15 protein-coding genes are annotated in these 17,775 nt (G+C 71.2%); 5 read left to right on the top strand and 10 right to left on the bottom strand.

Annotation, left to right across the window (positions count from 1 at the left end):
- Nucleotides 1–374: 374 nt before the first annotated feature.
- The 3 genes from ACFO60_RS12695 to ACFO60_RS12685 are packed head-to-tail and all read right to left on the bottom strand — an operon-like array spanning nucleotide 375 to nucleotide 2,160.
- Nucleotides 375–824, bottom strand: coding sequence for a PTS sugar transporter subunit IIA (locus tag ACFO60_RS12695; RefSeq protein WP_380840266.1), 450 nt, complete (start codon nucleotides 822–824; stop codon nucleotides 375–377).
- A gap of 23 nt (nucleotides 825–847) precedes the next feature.
- Nucleotides 848–1,084 (bottom strand): PTS sugar transporter subunit IIB, encoded by a 237-nt coding sequence (locus ACFO60_RS12690; RefSeq protein ID WP_380840265.1) that lies wholly within the window; start codon nucleotides 1,082–1,084, stop codon nucleotides 848–850.
- A 41-nt stretch (nucleotides 1,085–1,125) separates the two neighbouring features.
- A complete protein-coding gene (locus ACFO60_RS12685) occupies nucleotides 1,126–2,160 on the bottom strand; it encodes an SIS domain-containing protein (RefSeq protein WP_380840264.1) in 1,035 nt (344 codons plus the stop codon).
- Nucleotides 2,161–2,318: 158 nt separating this feature from the next.
- Here ACFO60_RS12685 and ACFO60_RS12680 point away from each other — a divergent pair, with 158 nt between their 5' ends.
- From ACFO60_RS12680 to ACFO60_RS12670, 3 genes are all read left to right on the top strand, one after another.
- Entirely contained in the window at nucleotides 2,319–3,059 is a 741-nt protein-coding gene (locus ACFO60_RS12680; protein WP_380840262.1) for a GntR family transcriptional regulator, read from the top strand.
- 342 nt (nucleotides 3,060–3,401) lie between these two features.
- Nucleotides 3,402–4,730 (top strand): PTS transporter subunit EIIC, encoded by a 1,329-nt coding sequence (locus ACFO60_RS12675; RefSeq protein WP_380840312.1) that lies wholly within the window; start codon nucleotides 3,402–3,404, stop codon nucleotides 4,728–4,730.
- Between the two features lie 169 nt (nucleotides 4,731–4,899).
- On the top strand, nucleotides 4,900–5,541 hold the full coding sequence (locus ACFO60_RS12670; protein WP_380840261.1) for an Rv3235 family protein: 642 nt from the start codon (nucleotides 4,900–4,902) through the stop codon (nucleotides 5,539–5,541).
- Between the two features lie 73 nt (nucleotides 5,542–5,614).
- Here ACFO60_RS12670 and secA read toward each other — a convergent pair whose 3' ends face one another.
- Nucleotides 5,615–8,425 (bottom strand): preprotein translocase subunit SecA, encoded by a 2,811-nt coding sequence (gene secA, locus ACFO60_RS12660; protein WP_417765080.1) that lies wholly within the window; start codon nucleotides 8,423–8,425, stop codon nucleotides 5,615–5,617.
- A gap of 294 nt (nucleotides 8,426–8,719) precedes the next feature.
- Here secA and ACFO60_RS12655 point away from each other — a divergent pair, with 294 nt between their 5' ends.
- Nucleotides 8,720–9,010, top strand: a complete 291-nt coding sequence (locus tag ACFO60_RS12655; RefSeq protein WP_380840259.1) for an HGxxPAAW family protein — start codon at nucleotides 8,720–8,722, stop codon at nucleotides 9,008–9,010.
- Nucleotides 9,011–9,102: 92 nt separating this feature from the next.
- Nucleotides 9,103–10,374 carry a winged helix-turn-helix domain-containing protein gene (locus ACFO60_RS12650; protein WP_380840258.1) on the top strand — a complete coding sequence of 424 codons (1,272 nt, stop codon included), beginning with the start codon at nucleotides 9,103–9,105 and terminating at the stop codon, nucleotides 10,372–10,374.
- 106 nt (nucleotides 10,375–10,480) lie between these two features.
- On the opposite strand, the gene ACFO60_RS12645 is transcribed toward ACFO60_RS12650, so the two are convergent.
- The 6 genes from ACFO60_RS12645 to mtrA form a co-directional block, all read right to left on the bottom strand.
- A complete protein-coding gene (locus ACFO60_RS12645; RefSeq protein WP_380840256.1) occupies nucleotides 10,481–11,185 on the bottom strand; it encodes a response regulator in 705 nt (234 codons plus the stop codon).
- 136 nt (nucleotides 11,186–11,321) lie between these two features.
- A complete protein-coding gene (gene hpf, locus ACFO60_RS12640; RefSeq protein WP_380840255.1) occupies nucleotides 11,322–11,990 on the bottom strand; it encodes a ribosome hibernation-promoting factor, HPF/YfiA family in 669 nt (222 codons plus the stop codon).
- 544 nt (nucleotides 11,991–12,534) lie between these two features.
- Nucleotides 12,535–13,251, bottom strand: a complete 717-nt coding sequence (locus ACFO60_RS12635) for a ComF family protein (RefSeq protein WP_380840254.1) — start codon at nucleotides 13,249–13,251, stop codon at nucleotides 12,535–12,537.
- Between the two features lie 108 nt (nucleotides 13,252–13,359).
- The gene (locus tag ACFO60_RS12630) at nucleotides 13,360–15,111 is read right to left on the bottom strand and encodes an LpqB family beta-propeller domain-containing protein (RefSeq protein WP_380840253.1); all 1,752 of its coding nucleotides are present in this window, start codon (nucleotides 15,109–15,111) and stop codon (nucleotides 13,360–13,362) included.
- A complete protein-coding gene (gene mtrB, locus ACFO60_RS12625) occupies nucleotides 15,101–16,867 on the bottom strand; it encodes an MtrAB system histidine kinase MtrB (RefSeq protein ID WP_380840252.1) in 1,767 nt (588 codons plus the stop codon). The genes ACFO60_RS12630 and mtrB overlap by 11 nt, the downstream gene beginning before the upstream one ends.
- 43 nt (nucleotides 16,868–16,910) lie before the next feature.
- Nucleotides 16,911–17,588: an MtrAB system response regulator MtrA gene (mtrA, locus tag ACFO60_RS12620; RefSeq protein ID WP_114031473.1), complete on the bottom strand. Its 678-nt coding sequence runs from the start codon at nucleotides 17,586–17,588 to the stop codon at nucleotides 16,911–16,913.
- Nucleotides 17,589–17,775 lie beyond the last annotated feature (187 nt).

Here is a 17,775-nt window from a genome sequence, read left to right as displayed (position 1 = left end):
GACCACCCGGTGACAAGCAGTACGGCTAGCACGTTATTCGGAGATAGGTGCTATCTCCGGGAACGGCCAGCTAACACCGGGCAGATCCGGCATGGCTGGTTCGGCGACGGACAGGTGACGCAGGGATGTCGCCGCCCCAGCACGTTCATACCCGCCCTCCGGACGGTGGCAGGCGGCACGAGCGTACCTGGTCACCGGCCATGGACGGTCTCCGCCTGCCAGTCTCGGCCAAGGCGGGCCTTCCTGCCCCACCCGAACCGGTCCTACTTTCGTTCCCCACGGCCGCCCGGGGGGCTCGCGACCGCCGCCGCCAAGCACCCCGCCGCGCGTCCCGCGCGCCTGGCGCGGCTCCTGATCCCGCCACAGACCGGTGCTCAGCGCCACCGGAACAGTTCCTCCCCCGCGCGCACGGGGCCGGCGGCGAGGATCGCGGTGAGCGTGCCAGGAAGCGCGTCCAGGGCGACGACCGGGCAGACCGGGGACATCCCGCCGGCCGCGACCGCCGCCGGGTCCCAGGCGACGACCGGCTCGCCCGCGCGCACGCGCTCGCCCTCGCCGGTGAGCAGCCGGAACCCCTCGCCCTTGAGCAGCACCGTGTCGATGCCCAGGTGGACGAGCACCGCCCGCCCGTCCTCGCCCGCGATCACGTACGCGTGCGGATGGAGCTTGAGCACCCGCCCACCGATCGGGGCGAGCGCCTCAGCGGCCTCCCTGGCCGGGTCGATCGCCGTGCCCGGCCCCACCAGCCCGCCGGCGAACACCGGATCGGGCACGGCGGCCAGTCCCACGACATGCCCCGCCACGGGGGCGAGAACGGTCGTCATGGCACTCCCGCCGGCCGCGAGGCTCACTCGATGAGATCGTCGATGTCGGAGGCGATCGTGTCGGCGTCGGGACCCACCACGACCTGGACGACGTTGCCCGCCGCCATGACGCCGTGGGCGCCGGCCGCCCGCAGGGCGGCGTGGTCCACCTTGGAGGCGTCGCGCACCTCGGTGCGGAGGCGGGTGATGCACGGCTCTATCTCGATGATGTTGTCGACGCCACCGAGCCCGGCGATGATCGCGTTGGCGTCTGCCGCCATGTCCGTCCTCCTCGTTGCACCTGAAGGCAAAGCTAGTGGCGCTATTCCGTCTGCGTCACCTTGTTCAGGCCGCGAGGAGAGTCGGGGTCGATGCCCCGGCGGCGGGCGAGGGCCTCGGTCAGGATCTGCGCCGGGACGATCAGGCCCATCGGGGCCACCCACTCGGGCAGCGCGGGGCCGTTGAGCGAGGCCGTGGAGGCCGCGGCCAGCTCGGCGCCGCCGCCGACGCCGTACGCCGACGCGCCGGCGCCGGTGACCCGCCGGGCGAGGGCGACGGTGCCGGGCAGCGTGGGCCCCTCGTCGGCGGCGACCAGCAGCGCGGGCGTCCGCTCGTCCACGACCGCGATGGGGCCGTGCAGCAGGTCGGCGTACGACAGGCCCATGGCGTGCAGGTAGCAGGCCTCCTTGAGCTTGAGCGCGGTCTCCAGCGCGGTGGAGAACGCCATGCCGCGGCCCGACACCACGACGCCGGACACCTCGGCGAGCCCTTCGACCACGGTGTCGACGTCGCCGGGATCGGCGATCAACTGCTCGACGGCGTCGGGGACGCGGTCGAGGTCGCGGGCGTCCACCTCGGCTCCGAGGCCGAGGGCGAGCACGGCCAGCGCGGCGAGCTGGGTGGTGTAGGTCTTGGTGGCGGGGACGGCCTTCTCTTCGCCCGCCTGGGTGCACAGCGCGAGGTGGGCGGTCTCGGCGAGCGGCGAGTGCTCGCCGCCGTTGGTGATCGCGACGGTGCCCGCGCCGCAGTCTCTGGCCCAGGCGAGGGTCTCGACGATCTCCTCGGTCTTGCCCGACTGGGAGAGCGCGACCGCGAGCACGCCGGTGAGGTCGAGCTTGCGCTTGTAGGTGGTGGCGATGGACGGCGCGGCGAGGGAGGACATGCGCCCCGCGCGCGCCTCGATCAGGTAACGGCCGTAGACGGCGGCGTTGTCCGAGGTGCCCCGGGCGATGAAGATGAGCTGCCGGGTCTGCCCTGCCAGGGCCGCGACCTCGCCGACCCTCGGGAGCAGGGCGTCGAGCGTGGCTCTGAGCGCGGCCGGCTGCTCGGCTATCTCGCTGCGCATCATCGTGGTCATCGGTGCCCGTCCTTCGGCTCTGGAGGGCGAGATCGGGCCGTTATCGATCCGTCGCCGGTCCGTACGTTGACACTCTTTTCAGGCATGTGGTCTAGTCCGGACTAGACCAGCACAAACCTTAACTCAAACCCCAACGGAGATCGAGAGGAGGGAAAACAGTGGCCCAGATAGACCCCGACAGCCCTGTGCCGAAGTACTTCCAGCTTCGCGAGATCCTCCTCGATCTCATCGAGGGCAACGAGCTGACCATCGGAGCGGCGATCCCCTCCGAACGGGAGCTCTGCCAGCGTTTCGGCCTGTCACGCATGACTGTACGCCAGGCCGTCGACCATCTCGTCTCCGAGGGGCGGCTGCACCGCGTCGCCGGCAAGGGCACCTTCGTGGCCCGTCCGAAGATCGAGATGGCGCTGCGGCTCACCTCGTTCAGCGACGACATGCGCGCGCGGGGCATGGAGCCCGGGTCGCGCGACCTGGACCGGCGGGTGGTCCGGGCCAGCGCCCACCTGGCGCGCGAACTCGGCATCCAGCCGGGCGCGGCCGTGCACTTCATCGAGCGGCTGCGCACGGCGGACGGGGAACCGCTGTGCATCGAGAGGGCGCACATCCCGGTGTCCTTCGCGCCCGACCTGGCGTCGTTCGACCTGTCGGGACGGTCGCTGTACGCGCTGCTGGAGACGCGCCACGGAGTGGTGCTGGACGCGGGAGAACTGACCATCGACGGAGGCGTCGCCGACCCCGGAGACGCCGACCTCCTCAAGCTGCCACGAGGCGGCGCCGTGCTGCTGCTCCAACGCCGGTCCTTCGCCGGTGGCGTCTGCGTCGAGTTCGGGGTCTCGACCTACCGTGCCGACCGGTACCAGCTCCGCACGGTGCTGGAGATACCGACGCGGCGAGGCTGAGCCTCCCATCCCATTCCTGGAGGAAAGCCGATGAGCCCCCCTTCGGCCGACGCCACCCCGCCCGCCCCTGACACGCCCGGCATGTCCGTCTCACCCACCGGCGGCTCCATCTCAACCTCCGGCGGTTCCGCCCCTCCCTCCGGCGGCTCCGTCCCGCCCCCCGGCGGCTCCGCCCTGCTCTCCAGCGGTTCCGCCCTGCCCTCCGGCGGCTCCATCCCGCCCTCCGGTGGTTCCACCCTGCCCTCCGGCGCCGCCGCCCCGGGCGCCTCCGCCCCGGACGCCGCCGCCGCGCCGTCCCCGGCCGGCGGACCGCCCGCCCCGCCCTCGCGCCGCTCGGCCCTCATGGCGGTCCTGTCGCGCATCGGCCGGTCCCTGATGCTGCCCATCGCCGCGCTCCCCGCGGCCGGCCTGATGCTGCGGCTCGGCCAGGACGACCTGCTCGGGCGCACCGGCAACGCCGCCCTCGACAAGATCGCCGAGGTGGTGGGCGGCGCGGGAGGGGTGCTGTTCGACAACCTGCCCCTGCTGTTCGCCATCGGCGTGGCAGTCGGGTTCGCCCGCCGCTCGGACGGCTCCACGGCGCTCGCGGCGCTCGTCGGCTATCTGGTCTTCGACCGGGTGTCGCGGCTGCTGTTCTTCGACGCCTCCGGGTTCGCCGTCCACGACCGGGTCTCCCAGACGGTCGTGCGGGCCGACGGGCGCGCGGCCGAGGTGATCGACCTCGCGGCGGGCAACCCGACCGGCGTGCTCGGCGGCATCGTCATCGGGATCACCGCGGCGCTGCTCTACCAGCGGTACCACCGCGTCAAGCTGCCCACCTGGCTGGCGTTCTTCGGCGGACGGCGATTCGTGCCCATCGTCACGGCCTTCGCCGCGCTGCTCCTCGGCGTGGTCTTCGGGCTGGTGTGGCAGCCGGTCGGCGAGGGCATGACCGCGTTCGGCCAGTGGCTCGTCGACCACTCCACGGCCGGCGCCGGCATCTACGGCGTCGCCAACCGGCTGCTCATCCCGCTCGGGTTGCACCACTTCCTGAACTCGATCGTGTGGTTCCAGGTGCCGGACTGCACCGTGGCGGGCAAGGAGTTCGCCGGCGATCTCACCTGCTACCTGCAGGGCAACCCCGGGTCGGGCGAGTTCATGGCCGGCTTCTTCCCGGTCATCATGTTCGGCCTGCCCGCCGCCGCGATCGCCATCTGGCGCGCCGCGCCGCCGCACCGCCGGCGCGCCGTCGGCGGCATCATGATCTCGGCGGCGCTGGTCGCGTTCGTCACCGGGATCACCGAGCCGATCGAGTTCGCGTTCATCTTCGTCGCGCCGCTGCTCTTCGTGATCCACGCTCTGCTCACCGGGCTGTCGATGGCGCTGGTCGCGGCGATGGACGGGCATCTGGGCTTCAGCTTCTCGGCCGGGGCCATCGACGCCGCGCTCAACGCCACCAAGTCCAACACCGACAGGTTCTGGCAGATCATGCTGCTCGGCGTGGTCTACGCGGCGGTGTACTACGCGGTGTTCAGCTTCCTGATCAGACGGCTGAACATCATGACCCCCGGGCGGGAGCCCGAGCCGGACGTCGACGCCGGGGAGGTCACCGGCGCGCCGGGCGCGCGTGCCCCGGCCACCTCCGGGCGGGTTTCGGACGGCGGCCCGGCGGGCGGCGAACCGCCCGAATAGCGCTTCACGGCGAACGGGCGCTCCCGCGGCGCGGCGATCATCGGGACAAGTCGTACGAACCGCAGCGCCGGGCGCGGCAAGTTGGCAGCCCAACCTGCCGAGGAGGTATCAGCGCGGCCGGCCGAAAACTCCTTACTGCGTCACTTCCCCCGACGTCACCGGAGTCCCGATGCCCCGCTCCCCCGAGCCTTCCCGCCCTCGCACCCGTTCGCGCGCCTCTCGCCCCGCCGGCCCCGCCCGGCCCGTCTCGCTGCCCCGGCTGCGTCCCGTCCCGCCGGCCGACCCGCCCTACGACGACGAACGCGACCCTGGGTACGCGCCGCCGCCTCCCGCGCAGGCGGCCCTCGCCCTCACCTACGACCCCCCGTGGGAGGCGGCGGCCGCGGCCGGGCACGCCTCCCCCGTACCGGCCGCGGCCGGGCACGCCTCGCCCGAACCGGCCTCCGCCGAGCCGGTCTCCGGCGCCGCCCTCCAGGGGTACGAGACGCGCCGGGTGGCGGCCCCGCCGCCCGATGTGCGCAGGCTGCGCGCCATCGGGCAGGCGATGGCCGAGATCCTCGCGGGCCGGCGCCCGCCCGGCACCGTCGCCGACCGGCTGACCGACAAGGCGTACGCCGACCTCGTGCGGGCCGGCACGATGATCCGCACCAGGCGGCCGCCGCTCGTCGCGCTGCCCCACGTCAAGCAGCCGCACGGCGGAGCCGTCGAGGCGTGCCTGCTGGTGCGCTGCGGAGAGCGCAGCCACGTGCTGGCGCTCCGCCTCGAACGGCGCGGCGTCCAGTGGCTCGTCACCGACTTCGAGACCGCCTGACCGCCCGCACGGCCCCCTCCACGCGGCAGGCCCCGTGACCGGCGGGTCACGGGGCCTGCTGCGGACGTGCTGATCAGGCGGTGGCGTTCTTCGGGTCGCCGTGGCAGCGCTTGTACTTCTTGCCCGAGCCGCAGGGGCAGGGGGCGTTGCGCTCGACGCTGCCGTACGCGGCGCGCTCTTCGGCCGTCGTGCGCACCCGGGTGCGCTCGACGTCGCCGCTCTCGCCCGGAGCGCTGTAGATCATCTCGCTGGGACGCTGCGGGCGGCGCAGCGCCTTGGAGATGATCGCCTGGGTCTCCGTGACGCCGGCGTCCTGCGGGGCGTCCTGCGGGACCTCTTCGACGATCGGGTTGTCCTGCACCTCGATCTCGAGGTTGAACAGGAAGCCGACCGACTCCTCCTTGATGCCCTCGAGCATGGCCGCGAACATGTCGAAGCCCTCGCGCTGGTATTCGATCACCGGGTCGCGCTGGGCGTAGGCGCGCAGCGCGATGCCGTCGCGGAGGTAGTCCATCTCGTACAGGTGCTCGCGCCACTTGCGGTCGAGGACCGACAGGATGACCCTTCGCTCGACCTCGCGCATGGTCTCGGCCCCGAGCTCTTCCTCGCGGCGGTCGTAGGCCGCCAGGGCGTCGGCCTTGACGCGCTCGCCGATGAGCTCGGCGGTGAGGCCCTCGCGCTCGCCGCCGGCCTCCTCGATCAGCTCGTCGGCCGTGACCGAGATCGGGTAGAGCTGCTGGAAGGCCTTCCAGAGCTTGTCCAGATCCCACTCTTCGGCGAAGCCCTCGGCGGTGGCGGCCTGGACGTACCCGTCGACGACCTCGGTGATGAACTGGCGCACCTGCTCGTGCAGGTCGGCGCCCTCCAGCACCCGGTGGCGCTCGGCGTAGATCACCTTGCGCTGGCGGTTCATGACCTCGTCGTACTTCAGAACGTCCTTGCGGATCTCGAAGTTCTGCTGCTCGACCTGGTGCTGAGCGGAGGCGATGGCCTTGGAGACGATGCCCGACTCGATCGGCACGTCCTCGGGGATGTTCAGCCGCGTCATGATCATTTCGACCCGGGCGGAGTTGAACAGCCGCATGAGGTCGTCTTCCAGCGACAGGTAGAACCGGGACTCGCCCGGGTCGCCCTGACGGCCGGAACGGCCGCGCAGCTGGTTGTCGATGCGGCGGGACTCGTGGCGCTCGGTGCCGAGGACGTACAGGCCACCCAGCTCGGTGACCTCGTCGTGCTCGGCGCTGACGGCCTCCTTGGCCTTCTCGAGGGCCTCGGGCCAGGCCTTCTCGTACTCGTCGGGCGTCTCCGACGGGGACAGGCCGCGCTGCTGGAGCTCGATGTCGGCGCGGAACTCGGGATTGCCGCCGAGCATGATGTCGGTGCCGCGGCCGGCCATGTTGGTGGCGACGGTCACGGCATGCTTGCGGCCCGCCTCGGCGATGATCGTGGCCTCACGCGCGTGGTTCTTGGCGTTGAGGACCTCGTGGGCGACGCCGGCCCGCTTGAGCGCCTTGGAGAGCTTCTCGGACTTCTCGACCGAGGTGGTGCCGACCAGGACCGGCTGCCCCTTCTCGAAGCGCTCCTTGATGTCCTGGACGCAGGCGTTGAACTTGGCGTCCTCGGACTTGTAGACCACGTCGGCCTGGTCTTTGCGCACCATCGGCCGGTTGGTCGGGATCGGGATGACGCCGAGTTTGTAGGTCTGGTGGAACTCGTTGGCCTCGGTGGCCGCCGTGCCGGTCATGCCGGCGAGCTTGCCGTAGAGGCGGAAGTAGTTCTGCAGCGTGACGGTGGCGAGGGTCTGGTTCTCGTCCTTGACCTTCACGGCCTCTTTGGCCTCGATGGCCTGGTGCATGCCCTCGTTGTAGCGGCGGCCGTGCAGGACGCGACCGGTGAACTCGTCCACGATCAGGACCTCGCCGTCGACGACGATGTAGTCCTTGTCCTTCTTGTACAGCTCTTTGGCCTTGATGGCGTTGTTGAGGAAGCCGACGAGGTGCGTGTGCTCGGGCTTGTAGAGGTTGTCGATGCCGAGCCAGTCTTCGACCCGCTCGACGCCGGCCTCGAGGACGCCGACCGTGCGCTTCTTCTCGTCGACGATGTAGTCGCCGGTGCTCTCTTCGCCTTCCTTGCCCTCGACGCCGCGGCGCAGGCGGGGGACGATCTTGGCGAACTCGGCGTACCACTTGCCCGACTGCTCGCCGGGGCCGGAGATGATCAGCGGCGTGCGGGCCTCGTCGATGAGGATGGAGTCGACCTCGTCGACGATGGCGAAGTTGTGGCCGCGCTGGACGCACTCCTCCAGCGACCACGCCATGTTGTCGCGCAGGTAGTCGAAGCCGAACTCGTTGTTCGTGCCGTAGGTGATGTCGGCGCTGTACTGACGGCGGCGCTCGTCGGGCGCCATGTTGGCCAGGATGACGCCGACCTCGAGGCCCAGGAAGCGGTGGACGCGCCCCATGTTGTCGGCGTCGCGCTTGGCCAGGTAGTCGTTGACCGTGACGACGTGGACGCCCTTGCCGGAGATGGCGTTGAGGTAGGAGGGCAGCGTGCAGGTCAGGGTCTTGCCCTCACCGGTGCGCATCTCGGCGATGTTGCCGAGGTGGAGCGCGGCCCCGCCCATGATCTGCACGTCGAAGTGGCGCTGGCCGAGGACCCTGCGGGCCGCCTCGCGCACGGCGGCGAACGCCTCGGGAAGCAGATCTTCGAGGGACTCGCCGTCGGTGTGGCGCTGCTTGAACTCGTCGGTCAGCGCGCGCAGGTCGGCATCGCTCAGGCTGGTGAAGTCGGACTCGATGGAGTTGACCTGCTCGGAGATCCGCTTCAGCTTACGCAGGACCTTGCCCTCGCCGGCGCGAAGAATCTTGTCGAGAATGGCTGGCACTTTGAGTAAAGCTCCTCGCAGGTCTGTACCGCGGCCCGACGGCTGCGGACATGAGGACGAGACATGGTTCCCCACAGCCATGGTAGGCGGTTTCACCACCGGACACAGCCATCGTCAATGACGCTGTCGGGGACCGGAGAGTTCCCGACGCGCCTTCCACCGGTGGCCTTGCGAGGGTGCGGCATGCGGCACGGCCGGTGACGTTGTATATCGTGCGATGGTACGGGCAGGGAATCTTCGCCTCTGGGCGGCCCTCCGGCGGCAAGTGAAATCTAACGAGAACAAGGAGTCGGGATGGCCGAGAGCGCACCGGCGAAAGTACACAGCGGCCAGTCGCACGCCGGGCGGGCCTCGTCATGGCTCGCGGTCACCGTGATCCTGCTTGGCTTCACGATCGGCGGCGCGGCGCTCGTGATGGGCCCCAACTGGCTCCTCTTCTGGGTCGGCGGCGGCGTGGTCATCGTGATCGGCGGCATCCTCGCCCTCATCTTCGACATCTTCTCCGACGTCATCGAGGACGCCCCGCGCGAGATCGCGGTGCAGGAGCACCACTCGCCCTTCGAGCACCACGGCGAGCACGCCTGATCGGTCACCACGGCGAGCGCGCCTGATCGGCGCCCGTCCCGGGACGACACCTTCATAGCGGTTTCGTCGGTGCCCGGCCCTACCATCGACACATGCCGAACGGTCTCCCCGCCTCCGTGCTGACGCTGTCCGCAGACGAGGCCCGCCGCGTCATCCTGCGCGCCCAGGGCCTCCTCGGAGCCGACTCCCGCCGGGGCGGGGTCACCGCCATGCTGCGGCGGCTGGCCGCCGTGCAGCTCGACACCATCTCCGTGCTGGCCCGCTCCCACGAGCTGGTGGCGTACGCGCGGCTCGGCCCCGTCGGCCGGGCCAAGGTCGAGCGGGCCTACTGGCACGAGCCCGCCACCGCCTTCGAATACTGGTGCCACGCCGCCTGCGTCGTCCCGATCGGCGACTGGCCGCTGTACGCCTTCCGCCGCCGCGCCTACCGCGACCGGCGCTATCGCTGGCACGAGGTCCCCCCGACCATCGACAAGGTGCTCGAACAGGTCAGGAACGAGGGGCCGGTGACCACCACCGACCTGGGCGGCGCCAAGAACGGCGGCCCCTGGTGGGACTGGTCGGACGTCAAGATCGCCGTGGAGTTCCTGCTCGACATCGGTGAGGTGGTCTGCACCCGCAGGGTGGGCTGGCGCCGCGTCTACGACGTGGCCGAGCGCGTGGTCCCGCCCGCCCTCCTCGGTCACGAGCTCACCGACGCCGAGTGTGTGAGTGGCCTCGCCGGGCACGCCGGCCGCGCTCTGGGGGTGGCCGCCCGCGCCGACCTCGCCGACTTCATCCGGGTGAGGGGCGCGCAGGGGGCCCTGCTGGACGAGGCGCTGCTCGACGGCTCCGCCGGCCTTGTTCCCGTGCACGTCGACGGCTGGGGCGCCCGCCGCGGCGACGGGGCGGCCTCGGGGGCGCGACCTGCGGCCAACGCCTGGGCCGATCCGGCGGCCCTCGCCACCGCGCCGCGCGGCCGCCACCGCACCACCCCGCTGTCCCCGTTCGACTCGCTGGTCTGGGACCGCGCCCGCACCGAGCGGGTCTTCGGCTTCACCCACCGGCTCGAGGCCTACGTGCCCAAGGACAAGCGGGTGCACGGCTACTTCACGATGCCGGTGCTGGCCGGCGGCCGGCTGATCGGGCGTGTGGACCCCGCGCGCGACGGCTCGACCTTCGTGGCGCGGCAGGTCGGCTTCGAGCCGGTGGCGGGGCGCGGCGCCGCGGCCCGCACCGCCGCGGCCGTCGAGGCGATGAGCGAGGCGCTGTGGGAGGCCGCGGCCTGGGTCGGCTGCGACGACGTGCGCGTCGAGCGCGTCGGCGCCCCGCAGCTGGCCGCCCCTCTGGAGGCGGCGCTGCGCCGCCTTCCGACCGGCCTCTGACAAGCACGGCGAAGCCCTCACGGGGCGCGGAGGCGCTCAGAGGCCGCCGAGCGCCGGCGCGCCAGGGCTCGTCGTGCGGGCGGCCCGTCTCAGGTGGTCTCGAGCCTCAGGTGATCTCGAGAAGGCGTTCCCGGACGGCGTAGACGACGGCTTCCATGCGCGAGTGCAGCTGGAGCTTCTCCAGGATGTTGCGCACGTGGTTCTTGACGGTGTTCTCGGAGATGAACAGCTGCTTGGCGATCTCGCGGTTGTTCATGCCCTTGGCGACCAGGCGCAGAACCTCCATCTCTCGCTCGGTCAGCCGCGGCACCGGCAGCTGCGGAGGACGCTCGGCCTCTTTGCGGCTCATGTTGGCGAACTCGCTGATCAGCTTGGCCGCCATCGCCGGGTTGATGAGCGACTGGCCCTCGTGGACGCCGCGTACGGCGTCGGGCACCTCGTCGATCTGGACGTCCTTGAGCAGGTAGCCGGTGGCGCCCGCCTTGATCGCCTCGAAGAGGTCCTCCTCCTCGTCGCTCACGGTGAGCATCACGATGCGCGCGCTCGGCACCGATGCCTTGATCACCCGGGTCGCCTCGATGCCGCTCTGGCGCGGCATGCGGACGTCCATCAGCACGACGTCCGGCAGGAGACGATCGGCGATCTCGACCGCCTCCTGACCGTCGCTCGCCTCGCCGACCACTTCGATGTCCGGCTCCGCGGCCAATGCCAGCTCGAGACTCCGCCGGATCAGCGCGTGATCGTCCACGATCAGCACACGGATCGGCTCCTGACTCCCGGAGCGGCCGGCCGTTTCGTCGGTCTGCGTCACGCCTCCTCCTCGTGGGGAGCCGGTCGCGCGGGTAGGTCGACCCCTACCGCGCGACGCTCCCGCGCCCTCGGAACCGCCATCATTACACGGCTTCCGGGGGCGCGGGGGTGGTCGAGAGGATCATCGAACGCGTTGGTTACTGTTCCACGAGCCGCAACACGCCGTACGCGTACCCGACGCGCCGGTACACGACGCTGGGCAACCCGCACTCTTTGTCCCTGAACAGGTAGAAGTCGTGGCCGACCAGTTCCATCTCCAGCAGTGCCTGATCGATGGTCATGGCGTCGGCCTCGTGGAACTTCTCCCGGACGACGAGGGGCCCGTCGCCGTCCATCTCGATCGGGACGATGGGCTCGGAGTACTCGGCCTCGCGCCGCGGCCGCTCATGTGCGGGCTCGGCCTGGACGACGGGCTCGGGCGAAAGCGGTTCGGGCAAGGACTCGTAGGAGTCGGCCAGGACGGAGGTCAGTTCGGCTACCGATGGGGGGCAATGGTTGCCATGGTGGACCTTCCGGCGGTCGGCTATGCGCCGGAGCCGTCCTTCGAGCTTGCCGAGGGCGATGTCGAGGGCCGCGAACCGGTCGTCGGCGGACGCTTCCGCCCGGACCGCCGGTCCCTTGGAATGGATGGTGAGCTCCACCCGCTCACGGTGCTCGGTCGCCCGCACGTTCGCTTCCTTCGACACCTCCACATCGACGCGTATGAGCTTGTTGTCCAGTCGCTCGATCCTGGCCAGTTTGGTCGTCACGTGATCGCGGAATCGGTCACTCACACTGGTGTGCCGTCCCTTGACGATGATGTCCACTCAAAGGCCCCCCTTCGTCTCGACTGCGAGGAGGGCACCCGTCCGGCCGACCTGGTCTTCGTCCCCACATCCGCCTGCTGAGGGGTTCGCAGCGCTGTCGCCACTACTGCCCTTCTCTTCTGGCGGAGGACATCTGGACCTCCGGGAAGGCAGGACTTATCCCTAAGCCGCACCGTGATCGGTCGACAAAGAGTCGCCTTACGTGGGCCGTTTAGCCTGCGGCTGGCATCGGCTAGCCAGTCCGGTCCCCTTGCGGGGGTCGGTCCGGCGCAACCACGGACCCGAACGGGTGCCATGCTCGAACGCTAGTCCCTGCAAGCGCGAATGTCAGCCGCGGGATCGCCTAAAGGATCACTATGAGTGATTCACTTGCGGCGAGGAGGACATTCGCGGACGCGGCGTTGACCAAGCTCGGCCCGCTTCCGTGCGGGCTTCTCACGCCGAATGACCAGGTAGGTAAGGGTCCGCGGACAGCAAGATGTGGCCGGTCGGCCATGCCCATGATTTGACCTTGGGATTACCCTGCGTAATCTTCGGAGATTACTCAAATCCGGGCGTGTCGCCTGCGCCTCGGCGTGGCGGCCAGCGTGACGGCGAGCGGCACGGCCGCCCCCGCGCCGCGAAGCGCCCGCGCCGCCTCGGCCAGGGTGGCGCCGGTGGTGACGATGTCGTCGAGGAGGACCACGACGGCCGCGGGCGAGCCCTGGAGGCGCCGCTGGACGGCGATCGGCCCGCCTCGCACACCGAGTGCCCGGTCGATGTTGGCGGCCCTCTCTGACGCGCTCAGGCCCGCCTGGTCGCGGACCCGGCGACGCTGCGCCAAGACGGGCGCCGCGACGGCCGGCCATCCGCGCGCCCGCAGCGCCCGCGCCGCCAGGACGGCCAGGCGCCGCACCGGGTCGTGCCCTCGCCGCCGCACGGACCGCCGGGAGCTCGGGACGGGGACCAGGATGAGCGGCGCGCCGGACGGGAAGCCGCGCGCCGCGAGCGCCGCGAGCAACGTGGACGCCAGGCAGGCCGCGAGCGGCGGGGCCAGCGCCGTGCGGCCGCGCTCTTTGTAGGCCAGCACGACGCGGCGGACGGCGCCCTCGTAGCAGGCGGCCGACCAGCAGTCGGGAAGGCCGGGCGGCGGCGGGCCTGGCGGCCGGGGCACGGGCTCGCCGCGCAGCTCAGCCGCGCAGAGGCGGCAGACGGGGGCGCCCGGCAGTGCGCACCCGGCGCAGCGGCGCGGCGAGATCAGGTCGAGGAGGGCGGTCAGCACCCGCCCACCATGAGGCCCGCCACCGACGGCGCCGGGCGGTTCCCCCCGGTCGTCCACAGGCGACCACCCCGAACCGGCCCAATACGGCCACCGTCCACAACCCGGAACTCAGCCGAGGGGATAGGCCGGGAAGTCGGCGCCGTCCTTGACGACGGTGGTCCACTGGCTCTTCGGGGTCCAGACCGCGATCTCGCCGTTGGCCCTCCGGGCGAGGATGGTCGCCGGGTCGGGGGCCGCGGCGACGCTCTCGATGCGCGCGGCGGTCTTGGGCTCCTCCACCGGCACGCCCTGCGTGACCGACCACGTCCTCAGCTCGCTGTCGGCCTTGCTCTTCATCAGCACGAGCAGCGTGTCGGCGTCCCGCCAGGCGATGTCGATGATCTGCTGGCTCTCGCTCGCCGGCACCAGCGGCCGCAGGTTCTGGATCTTCCACTCGTGCCGGTTGACGGAGCCGACCAGCACGCGCTCGCCGTCACCGTGGTCGGCGATGACGGCCACCCTGGCGCCGTCGCGCGCCACGCGGAAGGCCTTCACGTCGCTGGCCTCAAGGCCCGGCGCGCTCACGGGGAACTGCCGCGTGGCGTCGTGCGCCCTGAGCACCTGCGCCTTGCGCGGCCCCTGCTGGACCACCGACCACAGGTCGCCGTAGCGGTCCCAGGACGGCGGGGTCAGGTGCGCCCCGTCGATCCAGCGCTGCCACTGGCTGCCGGGAGTGATGCCGCTGACGTAGACCCCGCCGGCCTTCTCGAGCGCCGCCACCTTGACCGCCTGGTCGTTGGACACCGCCAGGTGGGTGAACTGCCGCGCCCCGGGCTGGCCGACGCCGACCACGACCGGGTTGTCGCTCTCTTTGTCCAGCCGGTGCAGCCTGCCCTGTTGGAGGTAGTAGGCCTGCGGCTGGGCGAGCACGTTCGGGTCGAAGTGGTCGTAGTCGCGCGGGTCGATGACGAACGGCCCGCCGGGGAACTGCTCGCCGTTGACCCGCACCTCGATGCGCCGCGACTCGGTGAGCGGTTTCAGCGTCCAGGAGAGCTGGGCCGCCAGCGCCTCGCGCCTGCCCTCGGCCAGCGCGGACTCGACCAGGCCGTAGGTGAAGTCGACCACGACGGTGTCGTTCTCCACGAACACGTCGTTGACGTCGACGTTCGGTCCGAACGTGGACTCGACGGCGCCCCTGAGCGGCGCCGTGGGGCCGAGGAGCAGCCGGTGGACCAGCGACTTGGCCAGCCCTTCGCTGGGATTGATCGGCACGCGCACCTGGTCGGCCACCAGGCCGGCCCTCTGGTAGGCCGCGAAGTACAGGTTGAACGAGCGGTAGGTGCGCCTGAAGTCGTCGCCGGTCAGCCAGAGCCCCGAGGGCGCCGAGGAGATGCGCCACTCGTCCTGCACCTTGACCAGCGTGAACTCGCGGCCGGTGTCGCCGCCCGCGGCGGCGTCGCTCGGCACATAGTGCCCGTCGCCGTCGAGCGTGCCGAGCACGGCGCCCTTCAACGTCACGCGGGTCTGCTGGATGTCCACCCTCGGCGTGTCGAGGGCGAGGGACCCCTCGTACACGGTGACCGCGTCGAAGGGGCTCCAGGTGCGCTGGGCGTCCCCGGTGAGGTATTCCCTGGCCCTGGCGCGCAGCGGGTCGTCGAAGCTCGCCGCCGCCGCCAGGAAGCCGGTGACGATGTCCAGCGGCGACCCTTTCGGCTTCGGCTCCTCGGGGAGGATGCGGACGTACGGCTGGCTCAGCGCGTCTCCCCCGCGACCGCCCCCCACCGCGAAGACGGTGCCGCCGGTCTGGACCGTCGAGCAGGCGGCCGAGAGCACCGCCACCAGGGCCAGCGCGACCCCCCGCAGCACGGCCCTAGTCGCCATCGAAGGCCCCCTCTATGGCCGGGGAGAGGACCGGGGTGGCCTGGCCTCTCCACGTGCGCCGCATCTCGACCTCGGGCGGCACCAGAGGCAGCGGCGATCCGCGCAGCTCTGCGCCGGCCTGCCGGGGCAGCGACAGCCGGAACTGCGAGCCTTCGCCGGGTATGCCCCACGCCTGCAGCCAGCCGCCGTGCAGAACGGCGTCCTCGCGGGAGATCGCCAGGCCGAGGCCCGTGCCGCCGATGGTGCGCGCCCGGGAGGGGTCGGCGCGCCAGAACCGGTCGAAGACCATGTTCTCCTCACCGGCCTTGAGCCCCACTCCGTGGTCGCGCACGGCCACGGCCACGGCGTCGCGGTCGGCGCCGAGGGTGACCACGATGTCGCGGCCCTCGCCGTGCTCGATGGCGTTGAACAGCAGGTTGCGCAGGATGCGCTCGACCCTGCGGCTGTCGACCTCGGCCATGCACGGCTCGTTGGGCAGCCGCAGGTCGAGCCGGGTGGCCTTGCGCTCGGCGAGCGGCTGGGAGTCGCCGACCGCCCGGAGCACCACGTCGCGCATGTCGACCGAGTCGATGTCGAGCGTCGCCGCGCCCGCGTCGTAGCGGCTGATCTCGAGCAGGTCGGCCAGCATCGACTCGAACCGTTCGAGCTGGTTCTGCATGAGCTCGGCCGAGCGCGCCGCCGCCGGGTCGAAGTCCTCGCGGCTCTCGTACAGCAGGTCGGCCGCCATGCGGACGGTGGTCAGCGGCGTGCGCAGCTCGTGCGAGACGTCGGAGACGAACTGCCGCTGGACCTGGGAGAGCTCCTCCAACTGGTGGATCTTCAACGCCAGCGTCGAGGCCATCTCGTTGAAGGAGGCGGCCAGGCGGGCGAGGTCGTCCTCGCCGCGCACCTTCAGGCGTTCCTCCAGCCGTCCGGCGGCCAGGCGCTCGGCGGCCTGGCGGGTGAGCCGGACCGGGGTGACGACCTGGCGGGTGACCAGCGAGGCGACGGCCGCCAGCAGCAGCACCAGGGCCACGCTCACCACGACGAGCCACTGCTGGACCTGCGAGAGGGTGTTCACGTCGTCGACGAGAGGGAAGAAGTGGTAGACCTCGTAGTCGCCGTCGACGTTCGGCACCATGGCGCCGATCACCAGCGCGGGCGTCGGCTGCGGGTCGCCCTGGTAGTACATCGAGGTGTACTGCGCCTGCGGCCCGTTCTTGGCCTGCCGCACGGCGTCGCGCAGCCTCGGGGTGACGCTTCTCTGGTCGATGTCGCCCGTGCCGCGCCCTTCGCCGACGCGGTAGCCGCTGAGGATGACGACGCTGTAGCGCGCGTCGGCCCGCCGCGCGAGCGCGTCCGCCGCCTGGTCGACCGGATTGCGGAACGCGCCGTCGGAGTCGTCGCTCTGCGTCGTCGCCGACTGCTTGGCGGTGGTGACCTGGGTCTGGGCGAGGTACCCCGCCACGGTGGTGACGTTCGCCTGGGCCTCGGCGATCGCCGTCTGCTTGCGCCCGTCCAGCACCGCCGTCTTGATCATCTGGAGCAGGAAGAGGCCGAGCACCGCGACGACGGTCATGGAGATGACGAGCGTGCTGGTGACGACCCTCAGCTGCAGCGAGCGGCGCCACATGCGGCGCACCCGTCCCGCGGCGCGCCGGGCCCGCCGGCGGACGCCGCGCACTATCTGGCGAGGGGTCCGCCGGGTCTTCTTCTTCGGCTTGGGCCGGCCCGGGGAAGGGCGGGCGGCGCCGGAAGAGGAGGTGGGAAGGGCCATGGGGTTGTCCCGGGTCACGGCGCGGGGCGGCGGCGGGCGCCGCCTACGCCGGGCCGGCCTTGTATCCGACGCCGCGGACGGTCACCACGATCTCGGGGTGCTCGGGATCCTTCTCGATCTTGGCGCGGAGCCGCTGCACGTGCACGTTGACCAGCCGCGTGTCGGCCGCGTGGCGGTAACCCCAGACCTGTTCGAGCAGCACCTCGCGGGTGAACACCTGGCGCGGCTTGCGGGCGAGGGCGACCAGCAGGTCGAACTCGAGCGGGGTGAGGTTGACGGTCTCTTCCTCGCGCTTGACCGAGTGGCCGGCGACGTCGATCGTGATGTCGCCGATCTGCAGCACCTCGGGCGTCGGCTCGTCGGTGCGGCGCAGCCTGGCCCGCACCCGGGCCACGAGCTCTTTGGGCTTGAACGGCTTGACGATGTAGTCGTCCGCGCCGGACTCGAGCCCGAGCACCACGTCTATGGTGTCGCTCTTGGCGGTGAGCATGACGATCGGCACGCCGGACTCGGCGCGGATGCGGCGGCACACGTCGATGCCGTCGGCGCCGGGCAGCATCAGGTCGAGCAGCACCAGATCTGGTCTGGTGTCGCGGAACGCGTCCAACGCCTTGTCGCCGTCGGAGACGAACGACGGCTCGAAGCCTTCGCCCCGAAGGACAATGCCGAGCATCTCGGCGAGAGCGGCGTCGTCGTCGACGACCAGCACGCGTCCTTTCATGGCCCCTCATTCGTTCAGCGCAGTATGGAGGTGGAGGCGAAAGCCGTACGACCGACCGAAGGCTACCCGTGACCTACCCCTGGGTGATAAACGACCGAACAATAGCCCCACCGAAAGCCGAATTTTAGGCGCAGGTTACGGAACCCGCCAATGATCTGGCGCGATGAGCTTGTGGCGTGGCGTGGCG

Origin of the sequence: Sphaerisporangium dianthi (genome assembly GCF_042654065.1) — a bacterium.
Lineage (GTDB): Bacteria > Actinomycetota > Actinomycetes > Streptosporangiales > Streptosporangiaceae > Sphaerisporangium > Sphaerisporangium dianthi.
This window is presented reverse-complemented; position numbering and strand designations above follow the sequence as displayed.